Genomic DNA, 21,702 nt, shown 5'->3' with positions numbered 1-21,702 from the left:
GTTGTCGTTGTCGTTGTCGTTGTCGTTGTCGTTGTCGTTGTCGTTGTCGTTGTCGTTGTCGTTGTCGTTGTCGTTGTCGTTGTCAGAAGCTTGACCGAGTACACTACGATTGTCTTCATTTTCACGCTCAGTACGTGAATCACATGCAGTTAAAAACAACATCATGGCAGACATTAAAATAATCAATAGTTTCATGCTTTCCTCCTCTTTTCATTCAGGCTCTTTGCATACAGTTTTCCATCTTAAAAGAACGCATCCTGCAATATTGTAGCTTTTTGCTTCACGCTTCCTATCGCAATCTAAATCTCATCCATAAAAAAACGCATCCGAAGATGCGCTCTTAAACAGCAGAAAAACATCAAAAAGCTTAGCTTACCAACCTAAAGCTTGCTGCTGTTTTTTTACCAATTCCTGAATACCTTTTTCTGCCATTTCCAACATGGCATTACATTGCACACGATTAAACGGCTTATCTTCAGCAGTACCCTGAATTTCAATAAATTCACCTGCTTGTGTCATCACCACGTTTAAATCAGTTTGGCAATTTGAATCTTCTTCATAGCACAAATCCAATAACACTTGGTCTTGGTACATGCCCACAGAAATTGCAGCCACCAAACCCTTTAATGGGTCATGCTTAATTTTTTTCTTTTCCAGCAACACATTCATAGCATCAATCAATGCCACTGCTGCACCTGTAATGGCTGCAGTACGGGTACCGCCATCGGCCTGAATCACATCGCAGTCAATGGTAATGGTGTTTTCACCCAGTTTCTTCAAATCGACCATGGCACGCAAGCTACGACCAATTAAGCGCTGAATTTCCTGTGTACGTCCGCTTTGTTTACCACGCGCCGCTTCACGGTCACTACGGGTATGAGTTGAACGTGGCAACATGCCATATTCTGCAGTTACCCAACCTTGTCCCTGCCCTTTTAAAAAGCGCGGTACAGAGTTATCAATACTTGCGGTACACAAAACTTTGGTATGACCAAACTCTACCAACACTGAACCTTCAGCATAGCGAGTATAGTTACGGGTAATTTTTACCTCACGTAATTGATCTAAAGCTCGTTGGTCAATACGCATAATGTGTCCTTATTTTTGGCTCAAATAAATTGCCCGCAAGTATAACAGATGCCACAGCGCAGGTCGCTTTTCCAAAGCTTGACGTGTGCTGTTTCGGTAAATTTTGCCTGTATTTTTACAAAGTGGCTTCATTCATCTTTTAGTATTATCGTGAAACACAGGTTTTTGTTAGACTGCGCGGCACTGGCAGAATCAGGAAATACAATGTCGATTCGGGAAGAACGAAAACAACAAAGTCGTCAGGCAATTATGGATGCAGTGCTGCAACTCAGCAGCGCAGGACGTGCATTTAGCAGCATTAGCTTAAGAGAAATTTCACGACAGATTGGACTGGTGCCCACCGCATTTTATCGGCATTTTCAAGATATGGATGAGTTGGGGCTAGATTTGGTCGATCAAGTTGCCTTGCACATTAAAGGTATTTTGTATCAGTTGGGACAAGCTTATTTATACCAACCCGATGCACAGACCGAAAAGGCATTGACCCTATTTTTTAAATCTGTCGATCAACATCCACAACAATGGATTTTTTTAATTGCCGAACGCTGGGGCGGTTCGACCATTTTACGGCAAGCCATCGCCCGTGAAATTGATTTTTTAATTGAAGATTTAGCTAATGATTTACAACGGGTCGAAAGCGTACAACATTTTCAGCATGCTGAAGATTTTCACATTCTGGCCAATATTTTAATTAATTTATCGTTAAATTGGGCAATGAGCTGGATTGGTTTAGAACGCCAATTTGAAGCCGAAAAATTACCTGAACAACAGCAGCGTTTTATTCAACAAACCATTACTCAAGTACATTTATTATTTCGTGGCATTTGCCACTGGCAACGTCCGCAGCCTGTCGCAGATTAAACATACAACACACTTTTAACCTGCATTAAAAAAACCGCAATGACGTTGCAATCATTGCGGTTTTTAGCGATGCGCTGCTGATTCAGCCTTGCATCATCTTGTTATTGCATCTGCTTATTTCTTAGCTTTACGCTCTTGATCAACCAAGTAGTTCACTACTTGAATCACTTTGCCGTTATCGCCTTGAACGATATATTTACCATTCACCACCACCGCAGGTACACCTGTCAATTGGTACTGACGCGCCAATTGTTTAGCTTGTGAAATTTTAGAGGTGATCGCAAACGAGTTAAACATGCTGTTAAATTTCGCTTCAGGTACACCATATTTCACAAAGAATTTAGCTTGTGATTGTTGGTCAAAAATTTGCTGACCTTTGTCATGAATGGCATGGAAAAGTGGCAAGTGAGTTTTCTTGCGCACACCCAAAGCTTCAGACACATAATAACCACGTGCATTCATTTCCCAAACAGGATTCATGGCTGCAGGAGTACGCACAAAATTCACATCTTTAGGTAACTGGCGTAACCATGTTTGCATATATGGTTCTAAAGTAAAGCAGTGACCACAGCCATACCAAAAGAACTCACGCACTTCAATTTTACCGGGTACATCAACCTTACCCGGGTTGGCGACAACGCTATAATCTTTACCTGCTACAAAATTTGCCGCCATAGTGCTACCAGAAATAGCAAAGATGGCAGTTGCCAAACTACCTAAAAGGAATTTTTTCATTGCGTTTATAATCCTCTAAATCATTCTGTTTAGTGTATGGCAACACTATAAATCAATTATGCTGATTTCGTTTTCCTTCTGTGAACTTTTTTACAGCTTTTATCGCTTTTTTTAGAATTAACGCTACACTAGGGTTTATATCTATTTTTCCAATTATCACGACCCAATTGAGGTGGCACCCATGTCGCATTTGAATGTTGATCCACAAGAAATTGCCAAATTTGAAGCATTTGCAGCCATATGGTGGGATCAGCATTCCGAGTTCCGTCCCCTGCACATGATTAATCCACTGCGCTTAAACTGGATTGATGAGCACGCAGGCGGCTTGGCAGGCAAGAAAGTGCTAGACGTCGGCTGTGGTGGTGGTATTTTGGCAGAAAGCATGGCTCGTCGCGGTGCCAATGTGCTTGGAATTGATATGGGCGAAGCACCTTTAAACGTGGCACGCCTGCATGCAGAACAAGAAGGCGTACACAATATTGAATATCGCCAAATTCCTGTTGAGCAATTGGTAGATGAGCAAGCTGGTCAATACGATGTGGTGACTTGCATGGAAATGTTAGAGCACGTACCTGATCCGGCCTCGATTATTCAAGCCTGCCAAAAACTGGTCAAGCCGGGCGGTCATGTATTTTTCTCGACCATTAACCGCAACCCTAAATCATACCTATTTGCCATTATTGGGGCAGAATACGTGCTGCGCATGTTGGCCAAAGGCACACACGATTATCATAAATTTATTAAACCGTCTGAATTGGCACACGACATTCGCCAAGCGGGTTTAAAACTTAAAGATATGACGGGTTTACACTACAACCCACTGACTAAACGCTATTGGTTGGCACCTAATGTTGATGTGAACTACATGGTCTACACGGTCAATGAGGCAACAGAATGAAGGCGGTTTTATTTGACCTCGATGGCACCTTAATTGATACCGCTGCAGATTTTATTCGCATCATTCAAGATATGTGCCGCGATAAAGGCTGTGAGATTGTGGCAGCAGACGCCATTCGCACACAGGTATCTGAAGGTGCGCGGGCGATGGTCAAATTGGTCTATCCAGAACTTGAGGTAGATGACCCTGTATTTTTGGCCCATCGACAACGCTTTTTAGACCTGTACGGTGCAGATATTGCAGTCGAAACTGATCTGTTTGAAGGCATGTATCCACTGCTTGATGCGTTGGAACAGCGTCAAATTCCGTGGGGTATTGTCACCAATAAACCGCGCTGGCTCAGCGAAGCACTGCTCAAAGCACTGAATTTAACTGAACGCTGTGCAGTTTTGGTCTGCCCTGAAGATGTTAGCCGTACCAAGCCAGACCCAGAACCTATGTATTTGGCGGCCAAACAGATTGAAATTGCCCCAGAACATTGTATTTATGTGGGCGATCATCCACGTGATATCGATGCAGGTCGTAACGCCAATATGTATACCATTTTGGCAGCATACGGTTATTTACCCTTGCAACACAAAGATGACTTAACAGCATGGCAAGCAGATTGTATAGTGGATTCAGTGACTGAATTACATACGGTTTTAGACAAATTGGTGCTGCAAGCTGCAACGCAAAACAGCAGTGCCAATGCTTGAATCAGTCCTGTAAAGCGATGACATGAAACTCAACCCATAAGCAATAAGAAATGAACAGGAGGGATGCCCATGAAATACTCAGAATATCAACCTCGCCCCGATCTTCTCAAAGATCGTATTATCCTGATCACAGGTGCGGGTGATGGTATTGGACGAGCGGCTGCCCTCAGTTATGCGCTACACGGAGCAACCGTAGTGCTGCATGGTCGTACCTTAAATAAACTTGAAGTGATTTATGATGAAATCGAAAGTTTAGGCGCACCACAACCTGCTATTTTGCCGCTGCAGCTTTCAAGTGCTTCACCACGAGATTATGAATTACTGGTCGATACCCTAGACAAACAATTCGGACGTTTGGATGGTATTTTGCATAATGCAGGCATTTTAGGCGAACGGACTGAGTTGGCAAATTACCCTGCCGATGTTTGGGATGACGTCATGGCAGTGAATTTACGTGCGCCATTTGTACTCACTCAGGAATTATTACCACTTTTGGCAAAATCGGAACATGCTTCAGTCGTGTTTGCCAGTTCAGGTGTAGGTCGTGAAGCACGTGAACGCTGGGGTGCTTATTCGGTGTCTAAAATTGCAATTGAAGCGGTGAGCCAGTTATTTGCCAAAGAACAGGTACATCCAAATATTCGCTACAACTGCATTAACCCGGGTGCAACCCGCACTGCCATGCGTGCCAAAGCCTATCCTGATGAAGATCCAAAAACTTTACCTACACCCGATGCCATCATGCCTGCCTATTTATATTTAATGGGCGATGACAGCTTGCACATGAATGGTCAAAGTATTGATGCACAGGATTAGTTCTGTCGTTTGATCCGAAGAAAGGAAGCGCTTGCTTCCTTTTTTATGGACTTAACCTAGCATATTGCCAATTTTTGCACATTGATTTGCGGTAAAATGGCATCGCACAAGCATTTTCAGGTTTCTATCCTGCCTATTTTTGGCAATGCAAAGCCTGATTACCATGCTTCCACATCTCAATTCAACCTCAACGATGCAGAGAGCAACATGACTGAATTAAACAACATCACCGTGACACCACTTGAAGATGGTATGGTGTCTTTACTAATTGATGGTCAGCCTATTTCTGAAAAATATGGCATGAAGTTTGAAGCCAGCATCGTAGATGACATTCAGGCACTCGACAACGGTCAGAAAATCAAACTGTTTGATCAGTTTGTATTTTCACATACCGACCTTAATTTTGAACATGCTTACCACTATGTCACAGGCATTGAAAAACTGGACGATGCCTACAAAGTGGTTAAAAACTTTGTTTATCGTATTAAAATTGAAGGGCAACCTGAAATTGAACACGTGATTAGCAAGCAAGGCGCACCAATGAGTACTGAAGATGTACGCGAATTTATCAATGCACATATTCAAAAATCATTGACCGACTACACCGATTTAAACTACGCCTATTAAGCAAAACTCATGGCAACGGTGGCAATAATCGTTTTATTGGATTGTTTTTATAAAATTATACGGTTTTCCAAATCAATATACATCACCTATGCTTGATGTATCTCCACAACAAGCATTAGGTAAATTGTGATGACTGATATTCAACGTAAAACTGCCGTGATTCAAAGTATTGAAAGCTTGCAATTAGGTCAGCATTTAATTGTGGCTTTGGATGATCGTGAAACAGCCGAATGTGTTGCCATCGCTGTGCAATCTTTACAAGGCTTAACTGAACATTGGAACTAAAGCAGACCATAGCAGTACGCTGCTATGGTGATGTCTCATCCTTTCCTTAGCACAAGAAAAATCATCCCACCCCTATTTTCTGAGCGATAGCTACTAAATTTCGTATTTTGTCGCATAATAGAATCAATACCATGCCGCATCCTGCAGATGCGTATTTAAAAAATTCATGTGCTTTCTTCACAGTTTCTCTGCATTTAATGGCTAAAGTATGAACTGTGAAATAGAGATAAAAGATGAGGGGTTTACATGAAAAAGATTTTGACAGTTCTGGCAATGTCTTTCAGTGCTTTACTAAGCAGCAATTTTGCAACTGCCGCTCCTCAATTTGATCGAGACTCAGCTGACCATCCTCGTCACCAAGCACAAAATAAACGTGAATTTCGTGCCGATGCTGAAGAGCGTATGCAAGACAAACGCCGCATGCGTGAAGAACGTGGTGTAAAACGTCTACAGCAACATAAATGGCAAACGGGTTATGTCATGCCGCAGCATTATCGTGGCAATGGTTATAAAGTCGATTATCAGGAACATAACTTGCCCCGCCCTGAACGCAAACAACAATGGTATAAAATCAACCAAGACTACATTTTGGTCGATGTCGAAAATCACCAGATTTTGCGTATCGCAGGTTTATAGACCTACTGCTGTACATACACAAGCTCTAAATCCATAGCCCAAAGTCCACTTTGGGCTTTTTTATAGGATGATGCTCACACTCATCTTATTGTTGTGAAATATCCCGCTCGAGCTCTCCTTGTTTTCTCCATAAAATTCACAATTCACCTCAATTTCCACCATCGTTTATCTTGAGTATTTGATTAATTTGGACACATCTACCCCATATCTAAAACTGAAGGTAAATCCCATGAAAAAATTACTCAGCACCTTAGCACTGTCTTTAAGCGCAATCATGGCAACATCGGCTATGGCAGCACCCGACCATCGTTATGATGATCGTCGTCATCAAGCGAGTGCCACCTATAAACATCACGACAAGCGTTGGGACAATCCACGTCATCATGCACAGTGGGAACAAAAGCGTTATGATCAAAAACGCGTGAATCCAAGTCGTGACTGGCGTGTAGGTCAAAACCTCCCACGCGGATATGATGCGAACCGCTACAAAGTCAGTGATCGTGAAGCACGTCGTTTACCCAACACAGGTCGTTATCAGCAGTGGTATAAAGTCAACGGTGACTATGTGCTGATTAATGAGCGCACCCAGCGTATTATTCGTATTATTGGCTAAAACCGTTCAGCCTGAGCTGAAAAATAGCATTTCTCCACAACACCTGAAGCACCATTCAGGTGTTTTTTTATATTTAGTCTTCCGCTGCAGAATTTTTTGATTAGAATCAAAGACAGCACCATCGATCATTACAGCAGGCCAACGAATGACTCCAACTGAAAACCCGCACAGCACAACCTTACAATATGTGCATTGGTTTAGACATTCTGCGCCTTATATCAATGCCCACCGCAATAAAACCTTTGTGATTATGTTCGATGGTGAAGCGGTTTTGCATGAAAACTTTCAGCACATTATTCATGATATTGCCCTACTACACTCGCTTGGTATTCGTTTGATTTTGGTACATGGTGCGCGTCCACAAATTAATCAAAACTTAAAATTCAGCCAAATTGATACACCGTTTCATTTGCAACGTCGTGTCACCACTCGTGAATCTTTATCGTGTGTCATGAATGCTGTCGGTTCAATTCGCCTGCAAATTGAAGCCTTATTGTCGATGGGGCTAGCTAACTCCCCTATGTACGGCGCACGGATTGATGTGGTGTCGGGTAACTTTATCACCGCCAAACCGTATGGCATTCGTGATGGGGTCGATTATCAACTGACTGGCGAAGTCCGCACTGTAGATGTCGATGCCATTCAACGCCATTTAGAAAATCATAATATTGTGTTGCTCGGTCCAACAGGTTATTCCACCACAGGTGAAGTGTTTAACTTGTTGGCTGAAGAAGTGGCAACTAAAACTGCCATTCAATTAAAAGCTGACAAACTGATTTTCTTAGGCGCGCAGCACGGTTTGCAGAATGCCGAAGGTCAATTGCAACGTGAAGTTCATCCGCAACATTTAAATCCATATATTGAAGATGCTCAGCGACATCATCCTGAATTGGCTTTACACTTAAATGCAGCCCAAGATGCCTCATTAAACGGCGTACATCGGGTACATCTCATTTCCTATGCCTACGATGGTGCTTTACTCGAAGAACTGTTTACCCGTGATGGTTCAGGGACGATGGTGAGTGATGCACATTATGAAGAAGTGCGTACGGCCAATATTCAGGATGTAGGCGGTTTGATTCGTTTATTACGTCCTTTAGAAGAAGAAGGCGTGTTGGTATATCGTTCACGTGAGCGTCTGGAAAATGAAATTGGACAATTTGCAGTGATTGAACGTGACGGCATGATTCTCGCCTGTGCCGCCTTGTACCCCATTCCGACCACAGGTCATGAACTCAAGTCGGCCGAAATTGCCTGTGTCGCGGTGCATCCTGCTTATCGTAAATCCAACCGTGGTCGCCAAATTCTGGATTATTTAGAAGATAAAGCCAAAACCATGGGTATTCAGCAATTATTTATTTTAACCACTCGCACCGCACACTGGTTTTTAGAACAGGGCTTTGCACCTGCCAGTGTCGATGATTTACCCGATGCACGTCAGGCTTTATATAACTATCAACGCAACTCAATTGTGTGTAAAAAACGGCTCTAAGCGAAACTTTTGGTACGCTGAATGACACAGCACAATCAAAACCCAGAAATGTTTCACGTGGAACATGCTGCCGATTAAATCAGGTCATCACACCTATACCTGTCAGCACGACAGTGTAGGGATGATCAAAATTGGCAGCACTCACACCACTGTTTAGTTTTTTTAAATAAAATTGATACAAGACAGAAGAAAACTTTACTTTTATCATTTATATAGAAAATTCAAAGAACTTATTCATTCAGTCAGGAAATACAAAAACGAGATACTCCCCCTCTCTAATCATGCTTTTCACGGATTTAATAGCTAAACTACAGAATAAATTATAAATATTTTAAAAATACATCTTTTAATGATGCACAAGACTGACGATTTGCCGTACAATTAATAATTCCCTTTTTTCATTGTTTTAAAATTACGAATGGAACAAAAAAAGAGTACACAAAAACGCCATCAGCTTCTCAATGCTGCACTCGACGTATTTTCCTTATACGGGTTTAGCGGTGCAAGTTTGGATGAAATCGCACAAATTGCAGAAATGCATAAGTCGAATATTTTCTATTATTATGAAAATAAAGAGGCGCTCTATGTTGAAGTACTGACCACAGTACTACAAAAATGGCTTGCGCCTTTACAAATGCTTGAAGCCGAACTTGAGCCAGAAGAAGCGATTACCAATTATCTGTTACAGAAAATTGAGGTTTCACGTACTCAGCCGAAAGCATCACGTCTATTTGCATTAGAAGTGATTCAAGGTGCGCCACATATTCAGGAAATTTTAAAAGGCCCTCTGAAAAAACTGGTCAAACGCAAAGCCAAAGTCATTACCATGTGGCAAGAGCAAGGCAAACTGTCTAAGCAGATTGATCCTGAATTGCTTATTTTGAATATTTGGGCGATTACCCAAAACTATGCCGACTTTGCAACGCAAATGGAAATGGTGACAGGTAAAACCCTGCGCAACCGCAGCATGTTGCAACGTGTCTTGCAACATACAGTTCACATGATGCTCTACGGTATTATGCCGCGTCAGGACGAAATCAATGCTACAGAAGCAACTGTTGTCACGGCTGAACCAGCACAGGAAGCGCAAGAATAATCGCGCCAACCTGAACAAATATCCGAATTTAGCTCACGACCCTAGTTTTTACTCGGGTCGTGGCGTTTTGGGCAACTGTATTACTTAACACTTTGATATAACGATAATAATTTTTGTGCGCCTAGCAACAAGTTTTCTTCCCAGTCTAAATGTGCCGTATCATTGGCACCATCGGTAATATATTTGACCGACAACATGCGCACGCCTAGTTTTTTACAGACTTTGGCAATCGCATAGCCTTCCATATCGACCAGCTGACACGGCACTTTCGGTGTCCCCGTTTCAAAACTATCGCCTGTACCGCAAATTCCGTTAGGTAAATGCTCAAAATAGCGTTCCAGCTCAATTTCTGCAGGATGCTCCTGATCCATAGGCGTCACCCCCACCTGAAAACCCAACGGTGAAACATCCATATCTCGCTGTACAAACTGACTCACTTCCACCAAAGCATGCGCATCAAAATGGGAGCTGCCCGCAGTGCCTAAATTGAGCAAGGTTTTACAGCCTGTTTTCTGAATCACTTCAAAGGCTTTAAATGCGGCATTCACTTTACCAATGCCACTGTAATGCACCTGAATCCCAGCTTGCTCAAACAAGCCTTTAGACTCACTGGGCAATGCCATAATTAAAGCAAAATCAGAATTCATAGCCATCTACTCGTGCAGTTCATTAAAACCGCCCCATTAGAAAAGAAATTTGAATGCGGTGCAAACCCGATTGCGATTTGCAGATTAAATTGTCGGATTTTGCCTGATTTTTCGATAATTTTTCAGGTTAAAAACACAACAACAAGACGAAAGCGCGAGAATATGGCAATATATAGCTCTTACAAATTTTCAACTTTCATTCGACCATGCAGCTGCTCCGCCTGAATGCTTTATCTTCTACCACCGACTTAGCTCAAACTGCCGTGACCATTGGCAATTTTGATGGCGTGCATGTCGGTCATCAGGCGATGATTCAACAACTCAAAGCAGTGGCTGCCGCACAACAACTAAAAACGGTGGTGATGCTGTTTGAACCTCAACCATTGGAATTTTTTAAAGGTTATGATGCCCCGCCACGTATCAGTTCTTTGCGGGAAAAAGTCGAATATCTGACTGAATTGGGCATCGACTATATTGCCGTGGCCAAGTTTGACAATCACTTCCGTAGTTTAAATGCTGAAGCCTTTGCCCACCTTTTAAAAAATAGCTTAAATGCCACACATTTAGTTTTGGGTGATGATTTTCATTTTGGCAAAAACCGTCAAGGCAACAGTGACTTTTTACGTAACTTTGGTTTTCAAGTTACCAATTTAAGCACTGTAAATTTATCGGGTGAACGGGTCAGCTCCACACGTATTCGCCAAACCCTACAAGCAGGTGACTTGGCTCTCGCTGCACAACTGCTCGGACGTCCTTATAGTATTACCGGACGCGTACAATATGGCGATCAAATTGGTCGCACACTTGATTTTCCAACCATTAATGTGCGCTTAAACCGCCATAAACCCTGCTTAAATGGCATTTATGGTGTTGAAGTGGTGTGTGAAACCACCGCTTTAAGTGAAAAAGTCAAACATGATCATCCCGATAAAACGGGTGTTGCAGGCTACAGCCCGAACAGTCTGTTTGGTGCAGGACATGTGGGTACGCGCCCAGCCATCCAACAAGTACAGCCCGAATGGCGATTAGAAGTACATTTCCCCAATGTTTCTGCTAATCTGTATGGCTTATTAATGCGGGTCACATTTTTAAACTATTTACATGGCGAAAAAAATTACCCTTCGCTTGAAGCACTCAAAGCGGGAATTGATGATGATGTTGAAAAACTTCTTGAATTTCGACAAGATCATCCAAATTTCCCTTTTTAATTTACCCTAAATATTTAATGTAAAACGCGTCAGTCCATGGGCTGATTCAACTGGAAGACAACTTGCATGAGCGATAAGCAAACTCCTGAAAATGCAGTGGATTATAAAGCCACGCTAAACCTCCCAGGTACTGAATTTGCAATGAAAGCAAATCTCGCAGTACGTGAAGCGAAATGGTTAGAAGAGTGGTATGCCGACAACATTTATCAGCAGATTCGTGCATCGCGTATTGGCAAGAAAAAATATGTGCTTCACGATGGCCCTCCGTATGCCAATGGTCAAATTCACTTGGGTCACGCGGTCAATAAAGTCCTGAAAGACATTATTATTAAAAGCCGTGTCATGGATGGTTTTGACGCACCCTACGTTCCGGGTTGGGACTGTCACGGTTTACCAATTGAACTTAAAGTAGAAGAAAAAGTGGGTAAGGTGGGTGTAAAAGTCGATGCTTCGACTTTCCGTAAAGCCTGTCGCGAATATGCTTACACCCAAGTCGAATTACAGAAAAAAGACTTCGTGCGTATGGGTGTATTTGGTGATTGGGACAATCCTTACCTCACCATGAACTTCAAGCAAGAAGCCGATATCGTGCGTTCATTGGGTGCAATTGCCAAAGCAGGTCATATTGAACCGGGTCTTAAACCTGTGAACTGGTGTTTGGACTGTGGTTCTGCATTGGCAGAAGCCGAAGTTGAATATGAAGATAAAAAATCCGATGCAATTGATGTCGGTTTTGCTGTGGTCGATTTAGCCGATTTATCTGCACGTTTGGATGTGCAAGTGAATGATGCCACTGACATCGTCATTTGGACGACTACACCGTGGACATTGCCTGCTAACCAAGCTGTTGCCTTGCATGCCGAAATTGAATATCAATTGGTAAAAGCACGTAGCGATGAAAAAGCAGCACAAAACTTTATTTTAGCCAAAGAATTAGTACAGTCTGCAACTGAACGCTATGGCTTTAGCAGCTATGAAGTATTGGCTGACTTCACAGGTGACAAACTCGAAAACCTGATCTTACAACATCCACTGATTCAAGCACGCCAAGTACCTGTGATTTTAGGTGAACACGTGACCGCAACAAGCGGTACAGGTGCAGTACATACCGCGCCTGGACATGGTGTGGACGACTATAAAGTTGGCTTACAATACAACCTAAAAGTTGACAATCCTGTCGGTGGCAATGGCGTATATTTACCTACTGCACCAATCTTTGCAGGCGAACACATCTACAAAGCCAATCCACAAATTATTGCGACTTTGGCAGAAAACAATAAGCTGTGGGCACATCACCCAATCAAACACAGCTATCCGCACTGCTGGCGTCATAAAACTCCAATTATTTTCCGCGCTACACCACAATGGTTTATCAGCATGGATGCCAAAGGTTTACGTCAAGGCGCACTGAATGCGATTGAAAATGACATCAGCTTTGTACCTGATTGGGGTAAAAACCGTATCCAAGCGATGATTGAAGGTCGCCCAGACTGGTGTATTTCACGTCAACGTACTTGGGGCGTGCCAATTCCATTCTTTGTACATAAAGACACCAACGAATTGCACCCACGCACACCTGAATTGATCGAAGAAGTTGCGAAATTGATCGAACAAGAAGGGATTGATGGCTGGTACAACCGTGAAGCCAAAGACTTCATTGGTGATGATGCCGAGCACTACAATGCAGTACGCGATACATTAGACGTATGGTTCGACTCAGGCACGACCCACTACGCCGTACTACGTGAGCGTGAAGAGTTGCAAGACCCAGCCGATTTATATCTTGAAGGTTCAGACCAACACCGTGGTTGGTTCCAATCTTCATTACTCACCTCGATTGCAATCAATGAACGCGCACCATATAAAGGCTTGTTAACCCACGGCTTTGTGGTGGATGAAAAAGGTCGCAAAATGTCGAAATCGTTGGGTAACATTATTACCCCACAAGACATTATTAAAGACATGGGTGCAGACGGCCTACGCTTCTGGATTGCATCGGCGGATTATCGCTATGAAATGACCGCAGGTAAGGAAATCTTTAGCCGTGCCTCTGACGGTTATCGTCGTATCCGTAACACCTTGCGTTTCTTGTTGGCCAACTTAAATGGCTTCAAACCCGCTACAGATGCACTGCCTGTAGATCAGTTGATTGCACTGGATCAATACATCCTGCAACGTGCCGCAGAAGTACAGAAAACCATTCAGCAAGCCTATGAAGATATGAACTTCCATATCGTGACCAGTGCACTGACCAACTTCTGTATTAATGACTTGGGTGGTTTCTACCTCGATATCATCAAAGATCGTCAGTACACCACCAAAGCAGACTCGCAAGCACGTCATTCTGCACAAACCGCTTTGTATCACTTGGTTCAGGCTTTCGTTCGCTGGATGGCACCAATCTTAAGCTTTACGGCACAAGAAGCATGGCCGCTAATTCCTGAGCAATCAGAAAAATATGTCTTCACTGCAGAATGGTATGACATTCCAGTGGCTTCTGAAGCCAACATCTTGGCAGAAGCGGAATGGCAAACCCTAATTGCAGTTAAATCTGCCGTCAATAAATTCATTGAAGCTGCACGTACTGCCAAAACCGTTGGTTCCAACCTGTCTGCTAAAGTTGAGCTTTGGGCGAATGACGAACTCAAAGCCGTATTGGATAAACTAGGCGATGAGCTGCGTTTTGTTCTGATTACTTCACAAGTGATTGTGAATAGCTTTGATGCTGCACAAGGCGAAGCCTCTGATTTAGATGGCTTGAACGTGAAAGTTTCTGCAGCAGATGGCGAAAAATGCGTACGTTGCTGGCATGTACTCCCTGATGTGAATACACATTCTGCACATCCAGGTTTGTGCTCACGTTGTATTATCAACCTTCCAACAGGTCAAGGCGAAGAGAGAAAATATGCCTAATCCACAACACAAAAAGGGCTTATTCCAGTTCTATCCACATAATTTATGGTGGGTGGGCTTGTCCATTGTCGCGATTATTCTCGACCAATGGACCAAATGGATTGCAGTATCGCATCTGAATTACGCAGATCCAGTGCCTGTATTGCCCTTTTTGAATTGGACTTTACTGCATAACTATGGCGCTGCCTTTAGTTTCTTGTCCGATGCAGGTGGATGGCAACGTTATTTCTTTACCTCACTGGCAGGTTTAGTGTCTGTAATTTTTGTATTTTGGCTAATGCGTATGCCAAAAAATGTCATCGTACTGCCTTTGGCGATTGCCTTGATTTTAGGCGGTGCGATTGGGAATTTAATTGATCGGGTCAGTCTTGGCTACGTGGTCGATTTTATTCACGTGTACTACAACAACAGCCACTTCCCTGCCTTTAATATTGCAGACAGTGCCATCACACTTGGCACCATTCTGCTGTTAATTGATACGTTTTTCCTAGAAAAGCACCGAATTGAACGAGCGCAGGCGCAACATGACTGAAATTATTAATCCAAATGATGAAACTCGTATTGAAGATGGCTCAAAAGTCGAATTGCACTTTTCTGTCGCCATTGAAAATGGTGTAGAAATTGACAACACCCGTAGCCGCGCTGAACCTGTAAGTTTGGTCATGGGCGATGGCAGCCTATTACCTGGTTTTGAAAAGTCATTATTTGGTTTACGTGCAGGTGACCGTCGTACCGTGAGTCTTCCACCTGAAGAAGCATTTGGTCCATGGAATCCTGAAAACGTACAAACTTTTGATACGGTTAAATTTGAGCAACATCCAGTTGAAGGACACATGATTGAATTTGAAGATAAAGCCAAACAAAGCCTCTATGGCGTGGTGAAATCTGTCAACGATGATGTGACTGAAGTAGACTTTAACCACCCTTTAGCGGGTAAAAATATTACCTTTGAAGTTGAAATCTTTAGAGTGACCCCAGCAGGACAACAAGGTATTAAGTTGATGTAATCAATTTGCATACTTACTGCATCTTTCTGCTGTTCAAATCTCCCAAGTACAAGAAAATGAATTTGGGAGATTTTTTATTGAATAAGATAATTATTAAATATAATCAAATACTTAAAATTAAATAAATCCAGTTTATTGATCTATATTTTACCGATATATCGTTGTACGTTTTAGCTTACATGCACTGCAGAAAATTGACGCTAGGCAAAGATCAGCTTTCATTTTATATTTAACACATACAGAAACAGGATGTTTCTAAAAGCAAGAATAACAATAATAAATAATATAACGGCAGGACGCTGAAAGGTATAACAGGAGTAATACCTAAACATAAATCTGAAAAAGCCCCGACATGATGTTGGGGCTTTTTTCTATTTGTTTTTTGTCCTACTTTGAAATAAGTTTAGACCTGAAGAAATTTATTTTATGGAGCCACCAATTTAAGCAATCTGGCAGATTGACCATCTTCAATCACCCAAATATTGCCATCCTGTGCTTGAAGTACGCCACGAATCCGCTGACCCATCTCGATACGCTGTAACTCCCGAACAGGCTGTGCTTGCGTATCCACCACAATAATTGCTTTTGAAGATAAACCACCAAGAATCGCTTTATGCTTCCAATGTGGGAATACATCTCCCGTATAAAACATCAAACTTGAGGGAGAGATGACTGGCGTCCAATCCAGAACAGGGGCTGTAAATTCAGGACGAGTTGCATGGTCTGGAATGGGCAACCCATTATAATGATCACCATTCGACACCAGTGGATAGCCATAGTTTTCGCCCTTGACAATCAGATTCAACTCATCACCCCCTTTAGGTCCCATTTCTGCAACCCAAAGCTGCCCTGCGGGATCGAATGCCATGCCTAAAGGGTTGCGATGCCCCAAACTCCAGACTTGCTTGGCAATCTCTCCATGTGTTTGAAATGGATTGTCTAAAGGGGTTGTGCCATCTGCATTTAGACACAAAATTTTGCCTAAATTAGATTTTAAATCCTGAGCAGGTTCAAACTTTTGTCGCTCACCAGAACTTATCCACAATTTGCCATCTGCACCAAACTTTATACGATGCGCATAGTGCCCCTGTCCCGATACTTTCGGCACTTGCTGCCAGATTCTTTGAATTTGGGTGAGTTTTGGCGTGGGTTTGGCATCTAATACAAGCTTGCCCCGAATCACGACTGCACCGTAACCACCCGCACCCGCTTCGGCATAACTTAAATAAATCTGCTGATTCTGTTGAAATTCAGGATCTAAAATGACGTCACCCAAACCACCTTGTCCGCCATAGGCGACTTCAGGGATAGCTTGAACATCTAAGCTTTGACCTGTTTTTGGATCAAAAAGTTTTAATTTCCCCGCTTTTTCTGTAATTAATAGGCGTCCATCGGGTAATTCTGCCAATGCCCACGGCTCATTAAAATCTGCAATTGGCTGTATTTGATAGCGTTGTAAATTTTGTGCAGAAGTTGATTTTGACTCTAAAGCAGCCGTGTTCTGTTTCGGCTCAACTTGCGCATTACACCCTGTAGTTAAACCCAATACAACTAGACATATAAATCCATAGTATTGCCGATTTATCTTGAGCATCCTAATTGCTCCTCTATTCATTCAATCTTTGCTTGTGCTAATCAAGACATCATAATCAATGAAATGTACCTCGTGCACAGTAGAAATGTAGCGATACACACTTTCTTACTTAAATCTTCTACAAAGTGAATAGGCAAAAAATTAAGGAGCAATGCTCCTTAATTTCAAAGTCCCAAAACACTAACGATCAATTAACTATAAGATCGGCTGGCTTTTTTAACCACGCTTGGCTCACTCACCACCTGTGATGTACTTTGTAAACGAATCAGTGCTACTGCAATTGCACCAATCACTGCAGGAATCGCCACCGCCAAAAAGTTCATTTTATGTGGTAAATCCATGCCCAAAAGTACGCCAATAATAATAGGGCCTACAATCGCACCGACACGCCCCACTGCAGAAGCACAGCCGATACCTGTAGAACGAATCGTAAGTGGATAATACTGAGCAACAAAGCTATACAATAAAATACTGCTGCCAATGGCAGAAGCACCTGCTAAGCCCACCAATAAATAAATCACAGGCTGTGGTGAATTAAAGCCTAGACCCACTAGAGAGAATGCGCCCAATAAAAACATGCCAATAATCACAGGTTTTAAGTGGAAACGGTCTGCTAAAATCCCGCCACTGATGGTTCCGATCACAGCACCAATGTTCATCGCCATTAAGAACATTAAACTGTTACCCAGCGAATAACCTGCTGCCATCATCAGTTTTGGCAACCAACTGCCCAAAGCATAAACCATCAACAAACACATAAAGAAGCAGCACCAAAACAGCAAAGTACTCATGCCACGGTTATTTTTAAATAAGGCTGCAATTGAGGCATCTGCGGTTTGTACTTCATTTAATACAAATTGTGTTTGTGGGCTGATATTTTCTTGTGGGCTAATTTGCTGGACGATGTGACGCGCTTTTTCATGTTGCTGTTTTTTCACCAAAAAAGTTAAAGATTCTGGTAAGAAAAACCACAATAAAGGCAAAATAAGTAACGGTAATCCCGCAATATAGAACATCACTTCCCAGCCAAAGCTAGGCGTCAACCATGCACCAAGTAAGGCTGCCATAATGCCGCCCACGGCATAGCCGCTGAACATGGTGGTAACTAAGGTACTACGCATTTTTTGTGGTGCATATTCAGAGGTTAAAGCCACGAGGTTAGGCAATACCCCGCCAATCCCTAAACCTGCAATAAAACGTAAAATACCAAACTCTGTTGGGTTGGATGCAAAGCCGCCCCAAAAAGTAAAGCCGCTAAATAACGTCACACAAATTAATATGACATTTTTACGGCCAATTTTGTCTGCCAACATGCCAAACAGCATGGCGCCAAACATCATGCCTGCCAGTGCCGTACTCGCAAGCATACCTGCCTGTACAGCCGTCATATTCCATTCTTGCATCAGTAGTGGTAAAGCCACACCGTTAATCGCCAAATCATAACCGTCAAAAATAACGACAAATACGCACCAAAGTACAATTTTTAAATGAAAAGGTTTAAACTTTGCTTGATCCACTACAGCATTCACATTCATTGTTGTTGCTGTCATTTTTCCCTCACCTCCAATTGTGAGCTTTTTATTTTATAAAAAATGAATGGTTATTCACTTTTGTATATAAAATGAATCAATATTCACTTTTTGTCTACAGCAAAAACTTAACTCTGGTTAATTTTCTTAAAAACCTAGACTAAAGTTGTAGATAAATTCGACCAAATAGACTTGCAGTAATTTATGATATTTTGATATATGCTATATTTTTCACATAATTTATTATTGTAAATATATTGTTTTAAACTTCTTTCTTCTACTTTTCTTCTTAATATTTTCTTTCCCTCATAAAAAAACACCCCCAACGCTAGTTGAGGGTGTTCGAATAATGAGCTGGCGATGACTTACTCTCACATGGGTAACCCCACACTACCATCAGCGCGAAGAGGTTTCACTTCTGAGTTCGGGAAGGGATCAGGTGGTTCACTCTTGCTATGGTCGCCAGCACAACTGTTATGGACTTGTTCGGGTCTTAGTTACATTGCTTAAGCTTGATGCTTTCGCTTGTAATGCCTTACTTGGTTCCAAATGAGTTATTAACAGGTTGGCTATTGTATCTGAAATTTCATGTTCAGCAAGGGCTGAATCAAGATATTTGATCTGATCAGTTTCAAGTGATCTTTTATGAATCGATTGATGCTTGTGATACAACAACTGTTTGGGTGTTGTATAGTCAAGCCTCACGAGCAATTAGTATTGGTCAGCTTCACATATCGCTATGCTTCCACATCCAACCTATCAACGTCGTAGTCTTCAACGGCTCTTTAGGAGGCATAAAGCCTCGGGGAAATCTTATCTTGAGGTAGGCTTCCCGCTTAGATGCTTTCAGCGGTTATCCCTTCCGAACATAGCTACCCGGCGATGCGACTGGCGTCACAACCGGTACACCAGAGGTTCGTCCACTCTGGTCCTCTCGTACTAGGAGCAGATCCTCTCAAATTTCCAGCGCCCACGGTAGATAGGGACCGAACTGTCTCACGACGTTCTAAACCCAGCTCGCGTACCTCTTTAAATGGCGAACAGCCATACCCTTGGGACCTGCTTCAGCCCCAGGATGAGATGAGCCGACATCGAGGTGCCAAACACCGCCGTCGATATGAACTCTTGGGCGGTATCAGCCTGTTATCCCCAGAGTACCTTTTATCCGTTGAGCGATGGCCCTTCCATACAGAACCACCGGATCACTAAGACCTACTTTCGTACCTGCTCGACTTGTGGGTCTCGCAGTTAAGCGCGCTTTTGCCTTTATACTCTACGCGTGATTTCCGACCACGCTGAGCGCACCTTCGTACTCCTCCGTTACTCTTTAGGAGGAGACCGCCCCAGTCAAACTACCCACCAGACATGGTCCTCGTCCCGGATAACGGGACAGAGTTAGAACCTCAACATTACCAGGGTGGTATTTCAAGGACGGCTCCAATGGAACTGGCGTCCCATCTTCAAAGCCTCCCACCTATCCTACACAAGTAAGGTCAAAGTTCAATGTCAAGCTGCAGTAAAGGTTCACGGGGTCTTTCCGTCTAGCCGCGGGTACACCGCATCTTCACGGCGAATTCGATTTCACTGAGCCTCTGCTGGAGACAGCGCCGCCATCATTATGCCATTCGTGCAGGTCGGAACTTACCCGACAAGGAATTTCGCTACCTTAGGACCGTTATAGTTACGGCCGCCGTTTACTGGGGCTTCGATCAAGAGCTTCGCTTACGCTAACCCCATCAATTAACCTTCCAGCACCGGGCAGGCATCACACCCTATACGTCCACTTTCGTGTTTGCAGAGTGCTATGTTTTTAATAAACAGTTGCAGCGGCCTGGTTTCTGAGGCTGTCGACAGCTCAAGGAGCGAGTCCTATCACCATCAACAGCGTACCTTCTCCCGAAGTTACGGTACCATTTTGCCTAGTTCCTTCAGCAGAGTTCTCTCAAGCGCTTTGGTCTACTCGACCTGACCACCTGTGTCGGTTTCGGGTACGATTCCAGTGTAACTGAAGCTTAGAGACTTTTCCTGGAAGCAGGGTATCAGCCACTTCACTGTACAAGTACAGCTTGCTATCAGATCTCAGCATAGAGCACCCCGGATTTGCCTAAGATGCATGCCTACTTCCTTTCACCTGGACTACCAACGCCAGGCTGACTTAACCTTCTCCGTCCTCTCATCGCATTACACTGAAGTATTGGAATATTAACCAATTTCCCATCGACTACGCCTCTCGGCCTCGCCTTAGGGGTCGACTCACCCAGCCCCGATTAACGTTGGACTGGAACCCTTGGTCTTTCAGCGAACGGGTTTTTCACCCGTTTTGTCGTTACTCACGTCAGCATTCGCACTTCTGATACCTCCAGCAGACTTCTCAATCCACCTTCGTCGGCTTACAGAACGCTCCCCTACCACGTATACAAAGTATACATCCGCAGCTTCGGCACATAGTTTTAGCCCCGTTACATCTTCCGCGCAGGCCGACTCGACTAGTGAGCTATTACGCTTTCTTTAAAGGGTGGCTGCTTCTAAGCCAACCTCCTAGCTGTCTATGCCTTCCCACATCGTTTCCCACTTAACTATGATTTTGGGGCCTTAGCTGGCGGTCTGGATTGTTTTCCTCTTGACTACGGACGTTAGCACCCGCAGTCTGTCTCCCGGATAGTACTCATTGGTATTCGGAGTTTGCATCGGTTTGGTAAGTCGGGATGACCCCCTAGCCGAAACAGTGCTCTACCCCCAATGGTATTCGTCCGAGGCGCTACCTAAATAGCTTTCGGGGAGAACCAGCTATCACCGAGTTTGATTAGCCTTTCACCCCTATCCACAAGTCATCCCCTGGCTTTTCAACGACAGTGGGTTCGGTCCTCCAGTTAGTGTTACCCAACCTTCAACCTGCTCATGGATAGATCACCCGGTTTCGGGTCTATACCCAGCAACTATACGCCCTATTAAGACTCG

The 21,702-nt window shown here is 43.3% G+C and carries 20 protein-coding genes and 2 rRNA genes; 14 read left to right on the top strand and 8 right to left on the bottom strand.

Features of this window, described 5'->3' with window-relative positions; genetic code table 11:
• Together F947_RS14790 and rph are read right to left on the bottom strand one after the other, a co-directional pair.
• Positions 1-195 (bottom strand): hypothetical protein (locus F947_RS14790; protein ID WP_004974076.1); only part of this gene is annotated, 195 nt, incomplete at its 3' end.
• 177 nt (positions 196-372) lie between these two features.
• Positions 373-1,089 (bottom strand): ribonuclease PH, encoded by a 717-nt coding sequence (gene rph, locus F947_RS07345; RefSeq protein ID WP_004974074.1) that lies wholly within the window; start codon positions 1,087-1,089, stop codon positions 373-375.
• A 204-nt stretch (positions 1,090-1,293) separates the two neighbouring features.
• On the opposite strand from rph, the gene F947_RS07340 reads away from it, so the two are divergent.
• Positions 1,294-1,950 carry a TetR family transcriptional regulator gene (locus F947_RS07340; protein ID WP_004974072.1) on the top strand — a complete coding sequence of 219 codons (657 nt, stop codon included), beginning with the start codon at positions 1,294-1,296 and terminating at the stop codon, positions 1,948-1,950.
• 114 nt (positions 1,951-2,064) lie between these two features.
• On the opposite strand, the gene F947_RS07335 is transcribed toward F947_RS07340, so the two are convergent.
• Positions 2,065-2,685: a thiol:disulfide interchange protein DsbA/DsbL gene (locus F947_RS07335; protein ID WP_004974070.1), complete on the bottom strand. Its 621-nt coding sequence runs from the start codon at positions 2,683-2,685 to the stop codon at positions 2,065-2,067.
• 181 nt (positions 2,686-2,866) lie between these two features.
• Here F947_RS07335 and ubiG point away from each other — a divergent pair, with 181 nt between their 5' ends.
• From ubiG to F947_RS07295, 9 genes are all read left to right on the top strand, one after another.
• Positions 2,867-3,583 (top strand): bifunctional 2-polyprenyl-6-hydroxyphenol methylase/3-demethylubiquinol 3-O-methyltransferase UbiG, encoded by a 717-nt coding sequence (ubiG, locus tag F947_RS07330; protein WP_004974063.1) that lies wholly within the window; start codon positions 2,867-2,869, stop codon positions 3,581-3,583.
• Positions 3,580-4,281, top strand: coding sequence for an HAD family hydrolase (locus F947_RS07325; protein WP_004974060.1), 702 nt, complete (start codon positions 3,580-3,582; stop codon positions 4,279-4,281). Before ubiG ends, F947_RS07325 begins: the two co-directional genes overlap by 4 nt.
• Before the next feature lie 69 nt (positions 4,282-4,350).
• On the top strand, positions 4,351-5,097 hold the full coding sequence (locus F947_RS07320) for a YciK family oxidoreductase (RefSeq protein ID WP_004974058.1): 747 nt from the start codon (positions 4,351-4,353) through the stop codon (positions 5,095-5,097).
• A gap of 207 nt (positions 5,098-5,304) precedes the next feature.
• Complete coding sequence (locus F947_RS07315; protein WP_004974057.1) at positions 5,305-5,724, top strand: hypothetical protein; 420 nt, start codon at positions 5,305-5,307, stop codon at positions 5,722-5,724.
• A gap of 129 nt (positions 5,725-5,853) precedes the next feature.
• Positions 5,854-6,009 (top strand): hypothetical protein, encoded by a 156-nt coding sequence (locus F947_RS14730; protein WP_004974054.1) that lies wholly within the window; start codon positions 5,854-5,856, stop codon positions 6,007-6,009.
• A 246-nt stretch (positions 6,010-6,255) separates the two neighbouring features.
• On the top strand, positions 6,256-6,645 hold the full coding sequence (locus F947_RS07310) for an RcnB family protein (RefSeq protein WP_004974052.1): 390 nt from the start codon (positions 6,256-6,258) through the stop codon (positions 6,643-6,645).
• A 229-nt stretch (positions 6,646-6,874) separates the two neighbouring features.
• The gene (locus F947_RS07305; protein WP_004974051.1) at positions 6,875-7,258 is read left to right on the top strand and encodes an RcnB family protein; all 384 of its coding nucleotides are present in this window, start codon (positions 6,875-6,877) and stop codon (positions 7,256-7,258) included.
• 145 nt (positions 7,259-7,403) lie between these two features.
• Positions 7,404-8,750, top strand: a complete 1,347-nt coding sequence (gene argA / locus F947_RS07300) for an amino-acid N-acetyltransferase (RefSeq protein ID WP_004974049.1) — start codon at positions 7,404-7,406, stop codon at positions 8,748-8,750.
• Between the two features lie 418 nt (positions 8,751-9,168).
• Positions 9,169-9,846 carry a TetR family transcriptional regulator C-terminal domain-containing protein gene (locus F947_RS07295; protein WP_004974048.1) on the top strand — a complete coding sequence of 226 codons (678 nt, stop codon included), beginning with the start codon at positions 9,169-9,171 and terminating at the stop codon, positions 9,844-9,846.
• Between the two features lie 80 nt (positions 9,847-9,926).
• Here F947_RS07295 and F947_RS07290 read toward each other — a convergent pair whose 3' ends face one another.
• On the bottom strand, positions 9,927-10,493 hold the full coding sequence (locus F947_RS07290) for a phosphorylase family protein (protein WP_004974047.1): 567 nt from the start codon (positions 10,491-10,493) through the stop codon (positions 9,927-9,929).
• A 206-nt stretch (positions 10,494-10,699) separates the two neighbouring features.
• Here F947_RS07290 and ribF point away from each other — a divergent pair, with 206 nt between their 5' ends.
• The 4 genes from ribF to F947_RS07270 all read left to right on the top strand — a co-directional run bounded on the left by ribF (position 10,700) and on the right by F947_RS07270 (position 15,621).
• Entirely contained in the window at positions 10,700-11,701 is a 1,002-nt protein-coding gene (gene ribF, locus F947_RS07285) for a riboflavin biosynthesis protein RibF (protein WP_004974043.1), read from the top strand.
• A 66-nt stretch (positions 11,702-11,767) separates the two neighbouring features.
• A complete protein-coding gene (ileS, locus tag F947_RS07280; RefSeq protein ID WP_004974041.1) occupies positions 11,768-14,614 on the top strand; it encodes an isoleucine--tRNA ligase in 2,847 nt (948 codons plus the stop codon).
• Positions 14,607-15,146 (top strand): signal peptidase II, encoded by a 540-nt coding sequence (lspA, locus tag F947_RS07275; RefSeq protein ID WP_004974039.1) that lies wholly within the window; start codon positions 14,607-14,609, stop codon positions 15,144-15,146. Before ileS ends, lspA begins: the two co-directional genes overlap by 8 nt.
• The gene (locus F947_RS07270; protein WP_004974037.1) at positions 15,139-15,621 is read left to right on the top strand and encodes an FKBP-type peptidyl-prolyl cis-trans isomerase; all 483 of its coding nucleotides are present in this window, start codon (positions 15,139-15,141) and stop codon (positions 15,619-15,621) included. Before lspA ends, F947_RS07270 begins: the two co-directional genes overlap by 8 nt.
• Positions 15,622-16,045: 424 nt before the next feature.
• Here F947_RS07270 and F947_RS07265 read toward each other — a convergent pair whose 3' ends face one another.
• The 4 genes from F947_RS07265 to F947_RS07250 all read right to left on the bottom strand — a co-directional run.
• Positions 16,046-17,215 carry a PQQ-dependent sugar dehydrogenase gene (locus F947_RS07265; protein ID WP_004974035.1) on the bottom strand — a complete coding sequence of 390 codons (1,170 nt, stop codon included), beginning with the start codon at positions 17,213-17,215 and terminating at the stop codon, positions 16,046-16,048.
• A gap of 191 nt (positions 17,216-17,406) precedes the next feature.
• Complete coding sequence (locus F947_RS07260) at positions 17,407-18,765, bottom strand: MFS transporter (RefSeq protein ID WP_004974034.1); 1,359 nt, start codon at positions 18,763-18,765, stop codon at positions 17,407-17,409.
• Between the two features lie 331 nt (positions 18,766-19,096).
• A 5S ribosomal RNA gene (gene rrf, locus F947_RS07255) occupies positions 19,097-19,211 on the bottom strand.
• Positions 19,212-19,434: 223 nt separating this feature from the next.
• A 23S ribosomal RNA gene (locus F947_RS07250) occupies positions 19,435-21,702 on the bottom strand; the annotation flags it as partial.

The organism is Acinetobacter towneri DSM 14962 = CIP 107472, from assembly GCF_000368785.1.
GTDB lineage: Bacteria > Pseudomonadota > Gammaproteobacteria > Pseudomonadales > Moraxellaceae > Acinetobacter > Acinetobacter towneri.
Note: the sequence above shows the minus strand (reverse complement) of the source record. Positions and strands in the feature narration are given on the sequence as shown.

What these genes read in the sequence shown, in the direction of transcription:
- rph (WP_004974074.1), bottom strand. Translation starts at nt 1,089, where the DNA reads ATGCGTATTGACCAACGAGCTTTAGATCAATTACGTGAGGTAAAAATT.
- F947_RS07340 (WP_004974072.1), top strand. Translation starts at nt 1,294, where the DNA reads ATGTCGATTCGGGAAGAACGAAAACAACAAAGTCGTCAGGCAATTATG.
- F947_RS07335 (WP_004974070.1), bottom strand. Translation starts at nt 2,685, where the DNA reads ATGAAAAAATTCCTTTTAGGTAGTTTGGCAACTGCCATCTTTGCTATT.
- ubiG (WP_004974063.1), top strand. Translation starts at nt 2,867, where the DNA reads ATGTCGCATTTGAATGTTGATCCACAAGAAATTGCCAAATTTGAAGCA.
- F947_RS07325 (WP_004974060.1), top strand. Translation starts at nt 3,580, where the DNA reads ATGAAGGCGGTTTTATTTGACCTCGATGGCACCTTAATTGATACCGCT.
- F947_RS07320 (WP_004974058.1), top strand. Translation starts at nt 4,351, where the DNA reads ATGAAATACTCAGAATATCAACCTCGCCCCGATCTTCTCAAAGATCGT.
- F947_RS07315 (WP_004974057.1), top strand. Translation starts at nt 5,305, where the DNA reads ATGACTGAATTAAACAACATCACCGTGACACCACTTGAAGATGGTATG.
- F947_RS14730 (WP_004974054.1), top strand. Translation starts at nt 5,854, where the DNA reads ATGACTGATATTCAACGTAAAACTGCCGTGATTCAAAGTATTGAAAGC.
- F947_RS07310 (WP_004974052.1), top strand. Translation starts at nt 6,256, where the DNA reads ATGAAAAAGATTTTGACAGTTCTGGCAATGTCTTTCAGTGCTTTACTA.
- F947_RS07305 (WP_004974051.1), top strand. Translation starts at nt 6,875, where the DNA reads ATGAAAAAATTACTCAGCACCTTAGCACTGTCTTTAAGCGCAATCATG.
- argA (WP_004974049.1), top strand. Translation starts at nt 7,404, where the DNA reads ATGACTCCAACTGAAAACCCGCACAGCACAACCTTACAATATGTGCAT.
- F947_RS07295 (WP_004974048.1), top strand. Translation starts at nt 9,169, where the DNA reads ATGGAACAAAAAAAGAGTACACAAAAACGCCATCAGCTTCTCAATGCT.
- F947_RS07290 (WP_004974047.1), bottom strand. Translation starts at nt 10,493, where the DNA reads ATGAATTCTGATTTTGCTTTAATTATGGCATTGCCCAGTGAGTCTAAA.
- ribF (WP_004974043.1), top strand. Translation starts at nt 10,700, where the DNA reads ATGCAGCTGCTCCGCCTGAATGCTTTATCTTCTACCACCGACTTAGCT.
- ileS (WP_004974041.1), top strand. Translation starts at nt 11,768, where the DNA reads ATGAGCGATAAGCAAACTCCTGAAAATGCAGTGGATTATAAAGCCACG.
- lspA (WP_004974039.1), top strand. Translation starts at nt 14,607, where the DNA reads ATGCCTAATCCACAACACAAAAAGGGCTTATTCCAGTTCTATCCACAT.
- F947_RS07270 (WP_004974037.1), top strand. Translation starts at nt 15,139, where the DNA reads ATGACTGAAATTATTAATCCAAATGATGAAACTCGTATTGAAGATGGC.
- F947_RS07265 (WP_004974035.1), bottom strand. Translation starts at nt 17,215, where the DNA reads ATGCTCAAGATAAATCGGCAATACTATGGATTTATATGTCTAGTTGTA.
- F947_RS07260 (WP_004974034.1), bottom strand. Translation starts at nt 18,765, where the DNA reads ATGACAGCAACAACAATGAATGTGAATGCTGTAGTGGATCAAGCAAAG.